Annotated in this window: 11 protein-coding genes and 1 tRNA gene; 10 read left to right on the forward strand and 2 right to left on the reverse strand. The window is 67.9% G+C overall.

The annotated features are described in order from the left end of the window. Window positions 1–42: 42 nt before the first annotated feature. Window positions 43–1,092, reverse strand: a complete 1,050-nt coding sequence (locus ABT345_RS06500; RefSeq protein ID WP_345088352.1) for an adenosine deaminase — start codon at window positions 1,090–1,092, stop codon at window positions 43–45. A 122-nt stretch (window positions 1,093–1,214) separates the two neighbouring features. Continuing rightward, a complete protein-coding gene (locus ABT345_RS06505; protein ID WP_345088350.1) occupies window positions 1,215–2,459 on the reverse strand; it encodes a pyridoxal phosphate-dependent aminotransferase in 1,245 nt (414 codons plus the stop codon). 181 nt (window positions 2,460–2,640) lie between these two features. On the opposite strand from ABT345_RS06505, the gene ABT345_RS06510 reads away from it, so the two are divergent. From ABT345_RS06510 to ABT345_RS06555, 10 genes are all read left to right on the forward strand, one after another. Further along, window positions 2,641–2,713, forward strand: a tRNA-Trp gene (locus tag ABT345_RS06510). A 109-nt stretch (window positions 2,714–2,822) separates the two neighbouring features. Next, entirely contained in the window at window positions 2,823–3,119 is a 297-nt protein-coding gene (gene secE, locus ABT345_RS06515) for a preprotein translocase subunit SecE (protein ID WP_345088347.1), read from the forward strand. A 72-nt stretch (window positions 3,120–3,191) separates the two neighbouring features. After that, entirely contained in the window at window positions 3,192–4,079 is an 888-nt protein-coding gene (nusG, locus tag ABT345_RS06520; protein ID WP_345088345.1) for a transcription termination/antitermination protein NusG, read from the forward strand. A gap of 166 nt (window positions 4,080–4,245) precedes the next feature. Next, window positions 4,246–4,680, forward strand: a complete 435-nt coding sequence (rplK, locus tag ABT345_RS06525) for a 50S ribosomal protein L11 (protein ID WP_030283474.1) — start codon at window positions 4,246–4,248, stop codon at window positions 4,678–4,680. Between the two features lie 113 nt (window positions 4,681–4,793). Continuing rightward, on the forward strand, window positions 4,794–5,510 hold the full coding sequence (gene rplA / locus ABT345_RS06530; protein WP_345088342.1) for a 50S ribosomal protein L1: 717 nt from the start codon (window positions 4,794–4,796) through the stop codon (window positions 5,508–5,510). Window positions 5,511–5,658: 148 nt separating this feature from the next. Further along, entirely contained in the window at window positions 5,659–6,510 is an 852-nt protein-coding gene (locus ABT345_RS06535; protein WP_345088340.1) for an SCO4651 family lipoprotein, read from the forward strand. 305 nt (window positions 6,511–6,815) lie between these two features. After that, on the forward strand, window positions 6,816–7,346 hold the full coding sequence (gene rplJ / locus ABT345_RS06540; protein ID WP_030283469.1) for a 50S ribosomal protein L10: 531 nt from the start codon (window positions 6,816–6,818) through the stop codon (window positions 7,344–7,346). 124 nt (window positions 7,347–7,470) lie between these two features. Further along, a complete protein-coding gene (gene rplL / locus ABT345_RS06545) occupies window positions 7,471–7,860 on the forward strand; it encodes a 50S ribosomal protein L7/L12 (protein ID WP_030283468.1) in 390 nt (129 codons plus the stop codon). 626 nt (window positions 7,861–8,486) lie between these two features. After that, a complete protein-coding gene (gene rpoB, locus ABT345_RS06550) occupies window positions 8,487–11,969 on the forward strand; it encodes a DNA-directed RNA polymerase subunit beta (RefSeq protein WP_345088336.1) in 3,483 nt (1,160 codons plus the stop codon). Between the two features lie 123 nt (window positions 11,970–12,092). Further along, window positions 12,093–15,992: a DNA-directed RNA polymerase subunit beta' gene (locus ABT345_RS06555; RefSeq protein ID WP_345088627.1), complete on the forward strand. Its 3,900-nt coding sequence runs from the start codon at window positions 12,093–12,095 to the stop codon at window positions 15,990–15,992. The last annotated feature ends 120 nt before the right edge of the window (window positions 15,993–16,112 follow it).

Below are 16,112 nucleotides of genomic sequence, written 5' to 3' on the forward strand. Positions count from 1 at the left end.
CCGGGCACCCGGGGCCGCCGGACCTCGGGCGCCCGCCCCGACTCAGCCGCGCCCCGGGGCCGAGCCGTCGCCCGGGCCCGCCAGCCAGGCGTCGATCCCCGCCAGCAGCCGCTCCCGCTCCGGCTGCGGCGCCCGCGAGCCGCGGACCGACTGCCGGGCCAGCTCCGCCAGCTCCGCGTCCGAGAAGCCGTGCGCGCGCCGCGCGATGTCGTACTGCGCCGCCAGCCGCGAGCCGAACAGCAGCGGGTCGTCGGCGCCCAGCGCCACCGGCACCCCGGCCGCGAAGAGCGTCCGCAGCGGCACGTCCTCCTGCTTCTCGTACACCCCGAGCGCCACATTGGACGCCGGGCACACCTCGCACGTCACCCCGCGCTCCGCCAGCCGCCGCAGCAGCGCCGGGTCCTCCGCGGCGCGCACCCCGTGGCCGACCCGCCCGGCGTGCAGATCGTCCAGGCAGTCCCGCACGCTCGCCGGGCCCGCCAGCTCCCCGCCGTGCGGCGCCGCCAGCAGCCCGCCCTCGCGCGCGATGGCGAAGGCCCGGTCGAAGTCCCGCGCGAAGCCCCGGCGTTCGTCGTTGGACAGCCCGAACCCGATGACGCCCCGATCGGCGTAGCGCACCGCGAGCCGGGCCAGCGTGCGGGCGTCCAGCGGATGCTTCATGCGGTTGGCCGCGATCACCACCCGCATTCCCAGACCGGTCTCCTGCGAGGCGGCGCGCACCGCGTCCAGGATGATCTCCAGCGCCGGGATCAGCCCGCCCAGCCGGGGCGCGTACGACGTCGGGTCGACCTGGATCTCCAGCCAGCCCGAGCCGTCGGCGACGTCCTCCTGCGCCGCCTCCCGGACCAGCCGCTGGATGTCCTCGGGGGCCCGCAGACACGACCGGGCGATGTCGTACAGCCGCTGGAAGCGGAACCAGCCGCGTTCGTCCGTCGCCCGCAGCCTGGGCGGCTCCCCGCCGCGCAGCGCCTCGGGCAGATGGACGCCGTACTTGTCGGCCAGCTCCAGCAGGGTCGTGCTCCGCATCGACCCCGTGAAGTGCAGGTGCAGATGGGCCTTCGGCAGCTGACGCACGTCACGAACGCTCTCCATTCACCGATCTTGCCGCACACACCCGCCACGCCGGTAGCCCGGTCCCCGAACGAGCTGACCGGGGAAAACGCGTACGGGCCACCGGGAAGCCCCGATGGCCCGTACGGGCGGTCCGCGCGCGGCTACCGGGCCTCGGCCAGCAGCCGCTGGATCCGGGCCACGCCCTCGGCCAGCTCGTCGTCGCCGAGCGCGTACGAAAGCCGCAGATAGCCGGGCGTACCGAACGCCTCACCAGGGACGACGGCGACCTCTGCCTCCTCCAGGATCAGCTCCGCCAGCTCCGTGCTGCTGCCCGGCCGCCGCCCGCGGATCTCTTTGCCCAGCAGCCCCTTCACCGACGGATACGCGTAGAAGGCCCCCTCCGGCTCCGGGCAGACCACGCCGTCGATCTCGTTCAGCATCCGCACGATGGTGCGGCGCCGCCGGTCGAAGGCGGTCCGCATCGCGTCGACGGCCGTCAGATCGCCGCTCAGCGCGGCCACCGCCGCCGCCTGCGAGACGTTCGCGACGTTGGACGTGGCGTGCGACTGGAGGTTGGTCGCCGCCTTGACGACGTCCTTCGGCCCGAGCATCCACCCCACCCGCCAGCCGGTCATGGCGTACGTCTTCGCCACGCCGTTGACCACGACGCACCGGTCCCGCAGCTCCGGCACGGCCACCGGCAGCGAGCAGAACTCCGCGTCGCCGTAGACCAGATGCTCGTAGATCTCGTCCGTCAGCACCCACAGCCCGCGCCGCGCCGCCCACCGGCCGATCGCCTCGACCTGCTCGCGCGGGTAGACCGCACCGGTCGGGTTCGACGGCGAGACGAACACCAGCACCTTGGTCCGCCCGGTCACCGCGGCTTCCAACTGCTCGACGCCCACCCGGTACCCGGTCGTCTCATCGGCGACCACCGGTACGGGCACGCCCCCGGCCAGCCGGATCGACTCCGGGTACGTCGTCCAGTACGGCGCCGGGACGATCACCTCGTCGCCCGGGTCCAGCAGCGCGGCGAACGCCTCATAGATCGCCTGCTTGCCGCCGTTGGTGACCAGGACCTCGGACGGTTCCACCTCGTATCCGGAGTCGCGGCGGGTCTTCGCGATGATCGCCGACTTCAGCTCGGGCAGCCCGCCGGCCGGGCTGTAGCGGTGGTACTTCGGCGTGCGGCAGGCGGCGACGGCCGCCTCCACGATGTAGTCGGGCGTGGGGAAATCGGGCTCCCCGGCGCCGAACCCGATCACCGGGCGGCCGGCGGCCCGCAGGGCCTTGGCCTTGGCGTCGACGGCGAGCGTGGCGGACTCGGAGATGGCCCCGACACGGGCGGACACGCGGCGGATTCCGCCCGCGGCGCCGGTCGGTTCTGAGGGGGAGAGCGCGCTCATGACGGCATCGTCGCAGACCTCCGGCGGCCCGGCGCGGGACTCCGTCGGCGCCGCTCGGGACGTTTCTGTTCGACGCCCGGCCTCGGAACACGTACACTCGCTGACCGTTGGCTCCCAACCGGGCAGCGCGTTCCACGCACTTGGTGCGCCGGACACATGAGGTAGGTTGGGGGACGCACAAAGGGTCGTAGCTCAATTGGTAGAGCACTGGTCTCCAAAACCAGCGGTTGGGGGTTCAAGTCCCTCCGGCCCTGCTACACGCACTTCTTCACCGCAGTGCGTGCACGCGTACGTACTGAAATGCACCGCCGTGCGGCCGGGCCGGACGCTGTACGGCCACGACCCGGATTCAGGTGAGGACGAGTGACGGACGCCCTGGGCTCCATCGACATGCCTGAGCGTGGTCGTTCCGAGGACGACACCGCGGAATCCAAGAAGAAGCCCCGTCGCGGCGGTAAGCGCGGCAAGAAGGGCCCGCTCGCGCGTATGGCGCTCTTCTACCGCCAGGTCGTCGCGGAGCTCCGCAAGGTCGTCTGGCCCACCCGCAGCCAGCTGTCGACGTACACCACCGTGGTGATCGTCTTCGTCGTCATCATCATCGGTCTCGTAACCGTGATTGACTTGGGAATCAACCGAGTCGTCGGGTACGTCTTCGGCTGATCCCGCGGAGGGCACCTCAGCGGGGTGCCCTTTCGCATGTTCAACCCCTTGAAGCCAGGAAGAAGCAGCCACGTGTCTGACCCGAACCTGAACGACGCCGCCGAGCCCGTCACGGCCGCTGAGGCCGACGTGGACGCGGCCGTCCCGGCCGAGGTCGAGGGCGACGCTGCCGCCGTCTCCGATGGCGAGGGCGCCGTCGACATCGTCGAGAACGCCGACGGCGCCGACGAGATCGACGCCGAGGACACCGAGGCCGGCGAGCCCGCCGAGGCCGCCGCCGTGCACGTCGAGGACGAGGCCGAGGAGTCCGACGCCGAGGAGGCCGAGGCCGACGAGGAGCCGGTCGACCCGATCGCCGCCCTCCGCGACGAGCTGCGCGGTCTGCCCGGTGAGTGGTACGTCATCCACACCTACGCGGGCTACGAGAAGCGCGTGAAGGCCAACCTGGAGCAGCGCGCCGTCTCGCTCAACGTCGAGGACTTCATCTACCAGGCCGAGGTCCCCGAGGAAGAGATCGTCCAGATCAAGAACGGCGAGCGCAAGAACGTCCGCCAGAACAAGCTCCCGGGCTACGTGCTCGTGCGCATGGATCTGACGAACGAGTCCTGGGGCGTCGTCCGCAACACCCCCGGTGTCACCGGCTTCGTCGGCAACGCCTACGACCCGTACCCGCTGACGCTGGACGAGATCGTCAAGATGCTCGCCCCGGAGGCCGAGGAGAAGGCCGCCAAGGAGGCCGCCGCGGCCGAGGGCAAGCCCGCGCCGCAGCGCAAGGTCGAGGTCCAGGTGCTGGACTTCGAGGTGGGCGACTCCGTCACCGTCACCGACGGCCCGTTCGCGACGCTCCAGGCGACGATCAACGAGATCAACGCCGACTCGAAGAAGGTCAAGGGCCTCGTCGAGATCTTCGGTCGCGAGACCCCGGTCGAGCTGAGCTTCGACCAGATCCAGAAGAACTGACACTCTTCCGGACACACGCTTCCGAACAGGTCAGGCCGGCTGTCGCAGCCGGTCTGACCTGCTCGGTTTTTGGCCGCACGACCCTACCCGTTATCGTGGTGCGGTATGCCTCCATCCGGATGACCGGATGGCATGGCGAAACCTCTCACTAGGACCCGGAGAGAGCATGCCTCCCAAGAAGAAGAAGGTCACGGGGCTCATCAAGCTCCAGATCCAGGCCGGTGCCGCGAACCCGGCTCCGCCGGTCGGCCCCGCGCTGGGTCAGCACGGCGTGAACATCATGGAGTTCTGCAAGGCCTACAACGCCGCGACCGAGTCGCAGCGCGGCATGGTCGTGCCGGTGGAGATCACGGTCTACGAAGACCGTTCCTTCACCTTCGTGACCAAGACCCCGCCGGCCGCGAAGCTGATCCTCAAGGCCGCCGGTGTGGACAAGGGCTCCGGCGAGCCCCACACCAAGAAGGTCGCGAAGATCACCGACGCCCAGGTGCGCGAGATCGCCACGACCAAGATGCCCGACCTCAACGCCAACGACCTGGACGCCGCCGCGAAGATCATCGCGGGCACCGCCCGGTCCATGGGCGTCACCGTCGAGGGCTGACCAGCTCGTACCGGCGTAGTCGCCACCCGTGGCAGGGCCAGGCGCTGGCCCGCACCACGACTCCATCCTCCGCGCGGTGAAAGCCGCACGGTCGCACCTGTTCAGGAGCAGCAGTGAAGCGCAGCAAGACTCTTCGCAACGCGGACGCGAAGATCGACCGGGAGCGTCTGTACGCCCCGCTCGAGGCCGTCCGTCTCGCCAAGGACACCTCGTCCGCCAAGTTCGACGCGACCGTCGAGGTCGCCATGCGTCTGGGCGTTGACCCGCGCAAGGCCGACCAGATGGTCCGCGGCACCGTGAACCTTCCGCACGGCACCGGTAAGACCGCCCGGGTCCTGGTCTTCGCGACCGGCGACCGTGCTGCGGCCGCGGAAGCCGCGGGCGCCGACATCGTCGGCTCCGACGAACTGATCGACGAGGTCTCCAAGGGCCGTCTGGACTTCGACGCCGTCGTCGCCACCCCGGACCTCATGGGCAAGGTCGGCCGCCTCGGCCGTGTGCTCGGTCCCCGTGGTCTGATGCCGAACCCGAAGACCGGCACCGTCACCCCGGACGTCGCCAAGGCTGTCACCGACATCAAGGGCGGCAAGATCGAGTTCCGCGTGGACAAGCACGCGAACCTCCACTTCATCATCGGCAAGGTCTCCTTCGACGAGACCAAGCTGGTGGAGAACTACGCCGCGGCGCTTGAGGAGATCAACCGTCTCAAGCCGTCCGCCGCGAAGGGCCGCTACATCAAGAAGGCGACCATCACCACCACGATGGGCCCCGGCATCCCGCTGGACGCCAACCGCACCCGCAACCTCCTCGTCGAGGAAGAGGCCGTCTGATCTCGGTGATCGACGTGCTCTAGCGCGCGCAGCATGACGCAGGCCCCGTCGTCCGGAATCCGGACGACGGGGCCTGTTGCGTCGGGTGTCGGTGGGCTGCATTAGAGTCACCACCGCACTCGCACAGCGATCCAAGGGGGAGCCTCAGATGCGTAGCACGCGAATCACCGCCGCGGTGGCGGGGGTTGTTCTGCTGGTGGGCGGTCTCAGCGCCTGTAACGACGGCTCGAAGGCGTCCAGCGGCGGCGGAGGCGGTGACGCGGCGGGCGGTGACAAGGCGGCCCAGAGCCCGATGGACGCCCTGAAGGCGGCCAAGGAGGCCACCGCGGCCAAGAACTCCGCGAAGTTCGACGGCTCGACGGAGACCACCACCGCCAGCGGCCGGTTCAAGCAGACCACCAAGGGCGGTCTCGACTGGTCGCAGGGCATGCAGATGAACGTCGAGAACACCCTGACCGGCGCCAAGAGCCCCGCCGGCGGCAAGCCGGTAAAGGCGCTCTACACCCAGGACGCCGTCTACATGAACATGGGCTCCGCGATGCCCGGCGCCGGCGGCAAGCCCTGGGTCAAGTACTCCTACGAGGCGCTGTCGAAGCAGATGGGCGCGTCCGGCACGGCGGTCAAGGACGTCCTCGACAACGCCAACCCGAGCCAGCCGATCGAGGTCCTGATCGCCTCCGGCACGGCCAAGGTCGTCGGCAAGGAGAAGATCAACGGCGTCGAGGCGACGCACTACACCGGCACCGTCTCCATGGCCGACCTGAGCAAGAACCTCGGCAAGGAGATCCGCGACGCCGTCCAGAAGCAGCTGGAGCAGGGCGGCGCGAAGAGCGAGAAGCTCGACCTCTGGATCGACGGCGACAACCTCCTGGTGAAGAAGGAGGAGCACGTCGCCGGCAAGATGCCCACCGACGCGACGGCGTTCTACTCCGACTACGGCACCAAGGTCTCCGTCGAGCCGCCGCCGGCGAGCCAGACGATGACCGCTCCCGGCGTCTGACCGAGGAGCGGAACCGCAGGCGAGGGGCGTTGCGGCGCCCCTCGCGGCGGATTTGCCTGAGCGTGGGCCGTTCGCGTACCGTACCCAGGAAGCCAAAGACCGCTGGTTGTCTCTGCGCGTCCTTTCCGGGGCGCGTGGTGGCCGAAGGATCCGCTAGCTGCGGACGGCCTGCGCAGGTATGTGTGGATGAACTCCCGAACGCTCCGTCGTCCGGTCGAGTCACGCCCCGTGCGCCTGCGCCGGGGCGTTTGTTTTGCCCAGCCCCTTCTGCGCGGTCCTCATCACCCGGAAGGAGGCCGAGGCTCATGGCAAGTCCCGACAAGGTCGTAGCTGTCGAGGAGATCACGGACAAGTTCCGCAACTCCAACGCTGCTGTCGTCACCGCGTACACCGGACTTACCGTCGCGCAGATCAAGGATCTGCGCCGTTCGCTCGGTGACAACGCTCAGTACCGTGTGGTGAAGAACACGCTGACCAAGATCGCGGCCCACGAGGCCGGGATCTCCGTGCTGGACGAGCACCTTCAGGGCTCGACGGCCGTCGCCTTCGTCACCGGTGACCCGGTCGAGGCGGCGAAGGGTCTTCGTGACTTCGCCAAGGAGAACCAGAACCTCGTCATCAAGGGTGGTGTCTTCGAAGGGAAGGCACTGTCCGCCGATGACATCAAGAAGCTTGCGGACCTCGAGTCCCGCGAGGTTCTGCTCAGCAAGCTGGCCGGTGCCATGAAGGGCAAGCAGTCGCAGGCTGCCTCTGTCTTCCAGGCGCTGCCGTCGAAGCTCGTCCGCACCGTGGACGCGCTCCGTGCCCAGCAGGCCGAGCAGGGCGGTGCCGAGTAATTCGGCTCGCACATTGGCGGCTTCCGTCTAGGCGTGCCTAGGCGAAGCGGCCACAGCGGGCCCGACGTACGCCCGCCTCACATGTACATCCGGCACCAGCCGAATTAGTGGAAGGACCGCCACCATGGCGAAGCTCAGCCAGGAAGACCTGCTCGCGCAGTTCGAGGAGATGACCCTCATCGAGCTCTCCGAGTTCGTGAAGGCGTTCGAGGAGAAGTTCGACGTCACCGCCGCCGCTGCCGCGCCGGTCGTCGTTGCCGGTGGCGCCGCCGCCGGTGGCGACGCTGCCGCCGCCGAGGAGCAGGACGAGTTCGACGTCATCCTCACCGGTGCCGGCGACAAGAAGATCCAGGTCATCAAGGTCGTGCGTGAGCTGACCTCCCTGGGTCTGAAGGAGGCCAAGGACCTCGTGGACGGCACCCCGAAGCCGGTCCTGGAGAAGGTCGACAAGGCTGCCGCCGACAAGGCCGCCGAGGCCCTCAAGGGCGCCGGCGCCTCGGTCGAGGTCAAGTGACCTCACTGAGTCTCCGACTCACGTCCTGAGCGCCCCTGCGGCGTAGCTGGACCAGCGAAGGGCGATCACCCAAGCGGGTGGTCGCCCTTCGGCGTGCTCGCCACGGCTGCGGCGCCCCGCGCGACGTGCGAGTATGGTGATCTTCGTTGTCCGGACGTCGGCCGTGTGACGTTCCCGCCGGGGCGGGGGGCCTTGACGAACCGCACGCGGCGCGCAATTCTCGGGACGCGATGCAGAAGCGGTCCTGGCTCCGAGGCATGGATCGCAGGCGAAGAGGGAAGCATCGAGGTGCGCCACAGGCGCGGGGCTTTCGGCAGGCGCAGGGCATTGAACGCACAGCAGAACAACGAGGAGCTCCTCCGGTGCGGAGGTGCCACCTCCCGGAGGGAGAAGAGCGGTATCACGGCGTTGAACCGGTCTTCCGGAAACTCGCTCTGGACATCAGTGGGCCAAGTGGCTACACTGACCCTTTGCGCTGCCTGTTAGCTGCTCCCTGCCCGTCACCAGGGGCATACCCGAAGTCGAACATCACTGATTGAGCGGCCCTGACCTGGGCTTTCCCTCAGTCTGTTCCTCTCGGGGCCGGTACGCGCGTAGTGAGTCCGAGCCCTCGGAAGGACCCCCTCTTGGCCGCCTCGCGCAACGCCTCGACTGCCAATACGAACAACGGCGACAGCACCGCCCCGCTGCGCATCTCCTTTGCGAAGATCAAGGAGCCCCTCGGGGTTCCGAACCTCCTTGCGCTGCAGACCGAAAGCTTCGACTGGCTGCTCGGCAACGCCGCATGGAAGGGTCGCGTCGAGGCTGCGCTGGAGAGTGGGCAGGAAGTTCCCACCAAGTCCGGTCTGGAAGAGATCTTCGAAGAGATCTCCCCGATCGAGGACTTCTCCGGGTCGATGTCGCTGACGTTCCGCGACCACCGCTTCGAGCCCCCGAAGAACAGCATCGACGAGTGCAAGGAGCGCGACTTCACGTACGCGGCTCCGCTCTTCGTCACCGCCGAGTTCACCAACAACGAGACCGGCGAGATCAAGTCCCAGACGGTCTTCATGGGCGACTTCCCGCTCATGACCAACAAGGGCACCTTCTGCATCAACGGCACCGAGCGTGTCGTCGTCTCGCAGCTGGTCCGCTCGCCGGGCGTCTACTTCGACAGCTCCATCGACAAGACGTCCGACAAGGACATCTTCTCCGCCAAGGTCATCCCCTCCCGTGGTGCCTGGCTGGAGCTGGAGATCGACAAGCGCGACATGGTCGGTGTGCGCATCGACCGCAAGCGCAAGCAGTCCGTGACCGTGCTGCTCAAGGCCCTCGGTTGGACGACCGAGCAGATCCTTGAGGAGTTCGGCGAGTACGAGTCCATGCGCGCCACCCTGGAGAAGGACCACACCCAGGGCCAGGACGACGCGCTGCTCGACATCTACCGCAAGCTGCGTCCGGGCGAGCCGCCGACCCGTGAGGCCGCGCAGACGCTGCTGGAGAACCTCTACTTCAACCCCAAGCGCTACGACCTCGCGAAGGTCGGCCGCTACAAGGTCAACAAGAAGCTCGGTGGCGACGAGCCGCTCGACGCCGGCGTGCTGACCACCGACGACATCATCGCCACGATCAAGTACCTGGTGAAGCTGCACGCCGGTGAGACCGAGACGATGGGCGAGTCGGGCCGGACGATCGTCGTCGAGACCGACGACATCGACCACTTCGGCAACCGCCGTCTGCGCAACGTCGGCGAGCTGATCCAGAACCAGGTCCGTACGGGTCTCGCCCGTATGGAGCGCGTCGTGCGTGAGCGCATGACCACCCAGGACGTCGAGGCGATCACGCCGCAGACCCTGATCAACATCCGGCCGGTCGTCGCCTCCATCAAGGAGTTCTTCGGCACCAGCCAGCTGTCGCAGTTCATGGACCAGACGAACCCGCTGTCGGGCCTGACCCACAAGCGCCGTCTGTCCGCGCTGGGCCCCGGCGGTCTCTCCCGTGAGCGGGCCGGTCTGGACGTCCGTGACGTGCACCCCTCGCACTACGGCCGCATGTGCCCGATCGAGACGCCCGAAGGCCCGAACATCGGTCTGATCGGTTCGCTCGCCTCGTACGGCCGGGTCAACGTCTTCGGCTTCATCGAGACGCCGTACCGCAAGGTCGTCGACGGCCAGGTCACGGAGGAGGTGGACTACCTCACCGCGGATGAGGAGGACCGCTTCCTGATCGCCCAGGCCAACGCGAAGCTGACCGACGACATGCGCTTCGCCGAGCAGCGTGTCCTGGTCCGCCGCCGTGGCGGCGAGGTCGACCTCGTCCCCGCCGACGAGGTGGACTTCATGGACGTCTCGCCGCGCCAGATGGTGTCGGCCGCGACCGCCATGATTCCGTTCCTGGAGCACGACGACGCCAACCGCGCGCTCATGGGATCGAACATGATGCGCCAGGCCGTTCCGCTGATCAAGGCGGAGTCGCCGCTGGTCGGCACCGGCATGGAGTACCGCTGCGCGGTCGACGCCGGCGACGTCATCAAGGCGGAGAAGGACGGTGTGGTCCAGGAGGTCTCCGCGGACTACATCACCGTCGCCAACGACGACGGCACGTACACCACGTACCGCGTCGCCAAGTTCACCCGCTCCAACCAGGGCACCTCCTTCAACCAGAAGGTCGTCGTGGACGAGGGCGCGCGGGTGATCGAGGGCCAGGTCCTCGCCGACGGTCCGTCCACCGAAGAGGGCGAGATGGCCCTCGGCAAGAACCTGCTCGTGGCGTTCATGCCGTGGGAGGGTCACAACTACGAGGACGCGATCATCCTGTCGCAGCGCCTCGTGCAGGACGACGTCCTCTCCTCGATCCACATCGAGGAGCACGAGGTCGACGCCCGTGACACCAAGCTCGGCCCGGAGGAGATCACCCGGGACATCCCGAACGTCTCCGAAGAGGTCCTCTCCGACCTCGACGAGCGCGGCATCATCCGCATCGGTGCCGAGGTCGTCGCCGGCGACATCCTCGTCGGCAAGGTCACGCCCAAGGGTGAGACCGAGCTGACCCCCGAGGAGCGTCTGCTCCGCGCGATCTTCGGTGAGAAGGCGCGCGAGGTCCGTGACACCTCGCTGAAGGTGCCCCACGGTGAGATCGGCAAGGTCATCGGCGTCCGCGTCTTCGACCGCGAAGAGGGCGACGAGCTGCCCCCGGGCGTGAACCAGCTGGTCCGCGTCTACGTCGCGCAGAAGCGCAAGATCACCGACGGTGACAAGCTCGCCGGCCGTCACGGCAACAAGGGCGTCATCTCGAAGATCCTGCCGGTCGAGGACATGCCGTTCCTGGAGGACGGCACCCCGGTCGACATCATCCTCAACCCGCTGGGTGTCCCGTCCCGAATGAACCCGGGACAGGTCCTGGAGATCCACCTCGGCTGGCTCGCCAGCCAGGGCTGGAAGGTCGAGGGTTCCGAGGACTGGCAGCAGCGGCTGCAGGCGATCGGCGCCGACGACGTCGCGCCGCGCACCAACGTCGCCACCCCGGTCTTCGACGGTGCGCGCGAGGACGAGCTGGCGGGTCTCTTCGACTCGACGCTCCCCAACCGCGACGGCGAGCGGATGGTCAAGTCCTCCGGCAAGGCCCAGCTGTTCGACGGCCGCTCCGGCGAGCCGTTCCCGGACCCGATCTCGGTCGGGTACATGTACATCCTCAAGCTCCACCACCTGGTCGACGACAAGCTGCACGCCCGGTCGACCGGTCCGTACTCGATGATCACCCAGCAGCCGCTCGGTGGTAAGGCCCAGTTCGGTGGCCAGCGCTTCGGTGAGATGGAGGTGTGGGCGCTGGAGGCTTACGGCGCCGCATACGCCCTCCAGGAGCTGCTCACGATCAAGTCCGACGACGTCACCGGCCGCGTGAAGGTCTACGAGGCCATCGTCAAGGGCGAGAACATCCCCGAGCCCGGCATTCCCGAGTCCTTCAAGGTGCTCATCAAGGAAATGCAGTCGCTCTGCCTGAACGTGGAGGTGCTGTCCTCGGACGGTATGTCCATCGAGATGCGCGACACCGACGAGGACGTCTTCCGCGCGGCGGAAGAGCTCGGTATCGACCTGTCCCGGCGCGAGCCGAGCAGCGTCGAAGAGGTCTGACGGGTCTGGCCGGGGCCTCCCTGCGAGGCCCCGGCCAACCCCGGACCCCGTCAGACCAAGATTGAGACTCGTCCCTGACAGCAACAATTGTCGGGGCAACCCCCGAAGGTGGGATTGACGACAGTGCTCGACGTCAACTTCTTCGACGAGCTGCGGATCGGCCTCGCCACCGCTGACGACATCCGTCAGTGGTCGCACGGTGAGGTCAAGAAGCCGGAGACCATCAACTACCGCACCCTCAAGCCCGAAAAGGACGGACTCTTCTGCGAGAAGATCTTCGGTCCGACCCGGGACTGGGAGTGCTACTGCGGTAAGTACAAGCGCGTCCGCTTCAAGGGCATCATCTGCGAGCGCTGCGGCGTCGAGGTCACTCGCGCCAAGGTGCGTCGTGAGCGGATGGGCCACATCGAGCTGGCCGCCCCCGTGACCCACATCTGGTACTTCAAGGGCGTGCCGAGCCGGCTGGGCTACCTGCTGGACCTCGCGCCGAAGGACCTCGAAAAGGTCATCTACTTCGCCGCCTACATGATCACCTGGGTCGACGAGGAGCGCCGTACGCGCGACCTGCCCTCGCTGGAGGCGCACGTCTCCGTCGAGCGTCAGCAGATCGAGCAGCGCCGCGACTCCGACCTGGAGGCCCGCGCCAAGAAGCTCGAGACCGACCTGGCCGAGCTGGAGGCCGAGGGCGCCAAGGCCGACGTGCGCCGCAAGGTGCGCGAGGGCGCCGAGCGTGAGATGAAGCAGCTGCGCGACCGTGCGCAGCGCGAGATCGACCGTCTCGACGAGGTCTGGAACCGCTTCAAGAACCTCAAGGTCCAGGACCTGGAGGGCGACGAGCTGCTCTACCGCGAGCTGCGTGACCGCTTCGGCACGTACTTCGACGGTTCCATGGGCGCCGCCTCGCTGCAGAAGCGCCTGGAGACCTTCGACCTCGACGAGGAGGCCGAGCGCCTCCGCGAGATCATCCGTACCGGCAAGGGCCAGAAGAAGACCCGTGCGCTCAAGCGCCTCAAGGTCGTCTCCGCCTTCCTGCAGACCCGCAACAGCCCCAAGGGCATGGTGCTGGACTGCATCCCGGTCATCCCGCCGGACCTGCGTCCGATGGTGCAGCTGGACGGTGGCCGCTTCGCGACCTCCGACCTCAACGACCTGTACCGCCGTGTGATCAACCGCAACAACCGCCTGAAGCGGCTTCTCGACCTCGGTGCGCCCGAGATCATCGTGAACAACGAGAAGCGCATGCTCCAGGAGGCCGTCGACGCGCTCTTCGACAACGGCCGTCGTGGTCGCCCGGTCACGGGCCCCGGCAACCGCCCGCTGAAGTCGCTGTCCGACATGCTCAAGGGCAAGCAGGGCCGCTTCCGTCAGAACCTGCTCGGTAAGCGCGTGGACTACTCCGCGCGTTCCGTCATCGTCGTCGGCCCGCAGCTCAAGCTGCACCAGTGCGGTCTGCCGAAGGCCATGGCGCTGGAGCTCTTCAAGCCGTTCGTGATGAAGCGCCTGGTCGACCTGAACCACGCGCAGAACATCAAGTCGGCGAAGCGGATGGTCGAGCGCGGCCGCACGGTCGTGTACGACGTCCTCGAAGAGGTCATCGCCGAGCACCCGGTGCTGCTGAACCGTGCGCCCACCCTGCACCGCCTCGGCATCCAGGCCTTCGAGCCGCAGCTGGTCGAGGGCAAGGCCATTCAGATCCACCCGCTCGTCTGCACCGCGTTCAACGCGGACTTCGACGGTGACCAGATGGCCGTCCACCTGCCGCTCTCCGCGGAGGCGCAGGCCGAGGCCCGCATCCTGATGCTGTCCTCGAACAACATCCTCAAGCCGGCCGACGGCCGTCCGGTCACCATGCCGACCCAGGACATGGTGCTGGGCCTGTTCTTCCTCACCACCGACGAGGAGGAGCGCAAGGTCATCGGTGAGGGCCGGGCGTTCGGTTCGGTCGCCGAGGCGATCATGGCGTTCGACGCCAAGGAGCTGTCGCTCCAGGCGAAGGTCGACATCCGCTTCCCGATCGGCACCATCCCGCCGCGGGGCTTCGTCCCGCCGGTCGCCGAGGAGGGCGAGCCGGAGTGGCAGCAGGGTGACTCGTTCCGTCTGCGGACGACCCTGGGCCGCGCGCTCTTCAACGAGCTGCTGCCCGAGGACTACCCGTTCGTCGACTACTCGGTGGGCAAGAAGCAGCTCTCCGCGATCGTCAACGACCTCGCCGAGCGCTACCCCAAGGTCATCGTGGCGGCGACGCTCGACAACCTGAAGGCGGCCGGCTTCCACTGGGCGACCCGTTCCGGCGTCACCGTCGCCGTCTCGGACATCGTCGTCCCGGAGGCCAAGAAGGGCATCGTCGCGGGCTACGAGGCCCAGGACGAGAAGGTCCAGAAGCAGTACGAGCGCGGTCTGATCACCAAGGACGAGCGCACTCAGGAACTGATCAACATCTGGACTAAGGCGACCAACGAGGTCGCCGAGGCGATGAACGAGAACTTCCCCAAGACGAACCCCATCTTCATGATGGTTGACTCGGGTGCCCGAGGAAACATGATGCAGATGCGGCAGATCGCCGGTATGCGTGGTCTGGTGTCGAACGCGAAGAACGAGACCATCCCGCGTCCCATCAAGGCCTCGTTCCGCGAGGGTCTGTCCGTGCTGGAGTACTTCATCTCCACGCACGGTGCCCGTAAGGGTCTGGCGGACACCGCCCTGCGTACCGCCGACTCGGGTTACCTCACCCGTCGTCTGGTGGACGTCTCGCAGGACGTGATCATCCGCGAGGAGGACTGCGGCACCGAGCGCGGCCTCAAGCTGAAGATCGCGACCCGCGGCGCCGACGGCAGCCTGCGCAAGACGGACGACGTCGAGTCGAGCGTCTACGCCCGGATGCTGGCCGAGGACGTCGTCGTCGACGGCAAGGTCATCGCCTCCGCCAACGTCGACCTCGGCGACGTGCTCATCGACCAGCTGGTCGCGCACGGCGTCGAGGAGGTCAAGACCCGCTCGGTCCTGACCTGTGAGTCGGCGGTCGGCACCTGCGCCTACTGCTACGGCCGTTCGCTGGCCACCGGCAAGCTGGTCGACATCGGTGAGGCGGTCGGCATCATCGCCGCCCAGTCCATCGGTGAGCCCGGCACCCAGCTGACGATGCGTACCTTCCACACCGGTGGTGTGGCCGGTGACGACATCACCCTGGGTCTGCCGCGAGTCGTCGAGCTCTTCGAGGCCCGTACGCCCAAGGGTGTCGCCCCGATCTCGGAGGCGGCCGGCCGCGTCCGCATCGAGGAGACCGAGAAGACCAAGAAGGTTGTCGTCACCCCGGACGACGGCAGCGACGAGACGGCGTACGGCGTCTCCAAGCGCGCCCGTCTGCTGGTGGGCGAGGGCGACCACGTCGAGGTCGGCCAGCCGCTGACCCTGGGTGCGATCAACCCGCATGACGTGCTGCGGATCCTCGGCCAGCGTGCCGTCCAGGTCCACCTCGTCGGCGAGGTCCAGAAGGTCTACAACAGCCAGGGCGTGGCGATCCACGACAAGCACATCGAGATCATCATCCGGCAGATGCTGCGCCGCGTGACGATCATCGAGTCCGGCGACGCGGAGCTGCTGCCGGGCGAGCTGGTGGAGCGCTCGAAGTTCGAGGGCGAGAACCGTCGCGTGGTGAAGGAAGGCGGCCACCCGGCCTCCGGCCGTCCCCAGCTGATGGGTATCACCAAGGCCTCGCTGGCGACGGAGTCCTGGCTGTCGGCCGCCTCCTTCCAGGAGACGACCCGAGTCCTGACGGATGCGGCGATCAACGCCAAGTCCGACAGCCTCATCGGCCTCAAGGAGAACGTCATCATCGGTAAGCTCATCCCGGCCGGTACGGGCCTGTCCCGCTACCGCAACATCCGGGTGGAGCCCACCGAGGAGGCCAAGGCCGCGATGTACTCGGCCGTCGGTTACGACGACATCGACTACTCGCCCTTCGGCACCGGCTCCGGCCAGGCGGTCCCGCTGGAGGACTACGACTACGGCCCGTACAACCAGTAAGGGTCCGGTTCGCACGACGTCGGCAGGGCGGTCATCCCGTAAGGGGTGGCCGCCCTGCGGCGTTGCCGGCGGATACGCCGCCGACCGGGGAACTCGCGCTCCCATTGCTGCGTCTGTGAT

Source organism: Streptomyces sp. NPDC000404, assembly GCF_040300365.1.
In the GTDB taxonomy this organism is placed as follows: Bacteria; Actinomycetota; Actinomycetes; order Streptomycetales; family Streptomycetaceae; genus Streptomyces; species Streptomyces ramulosus.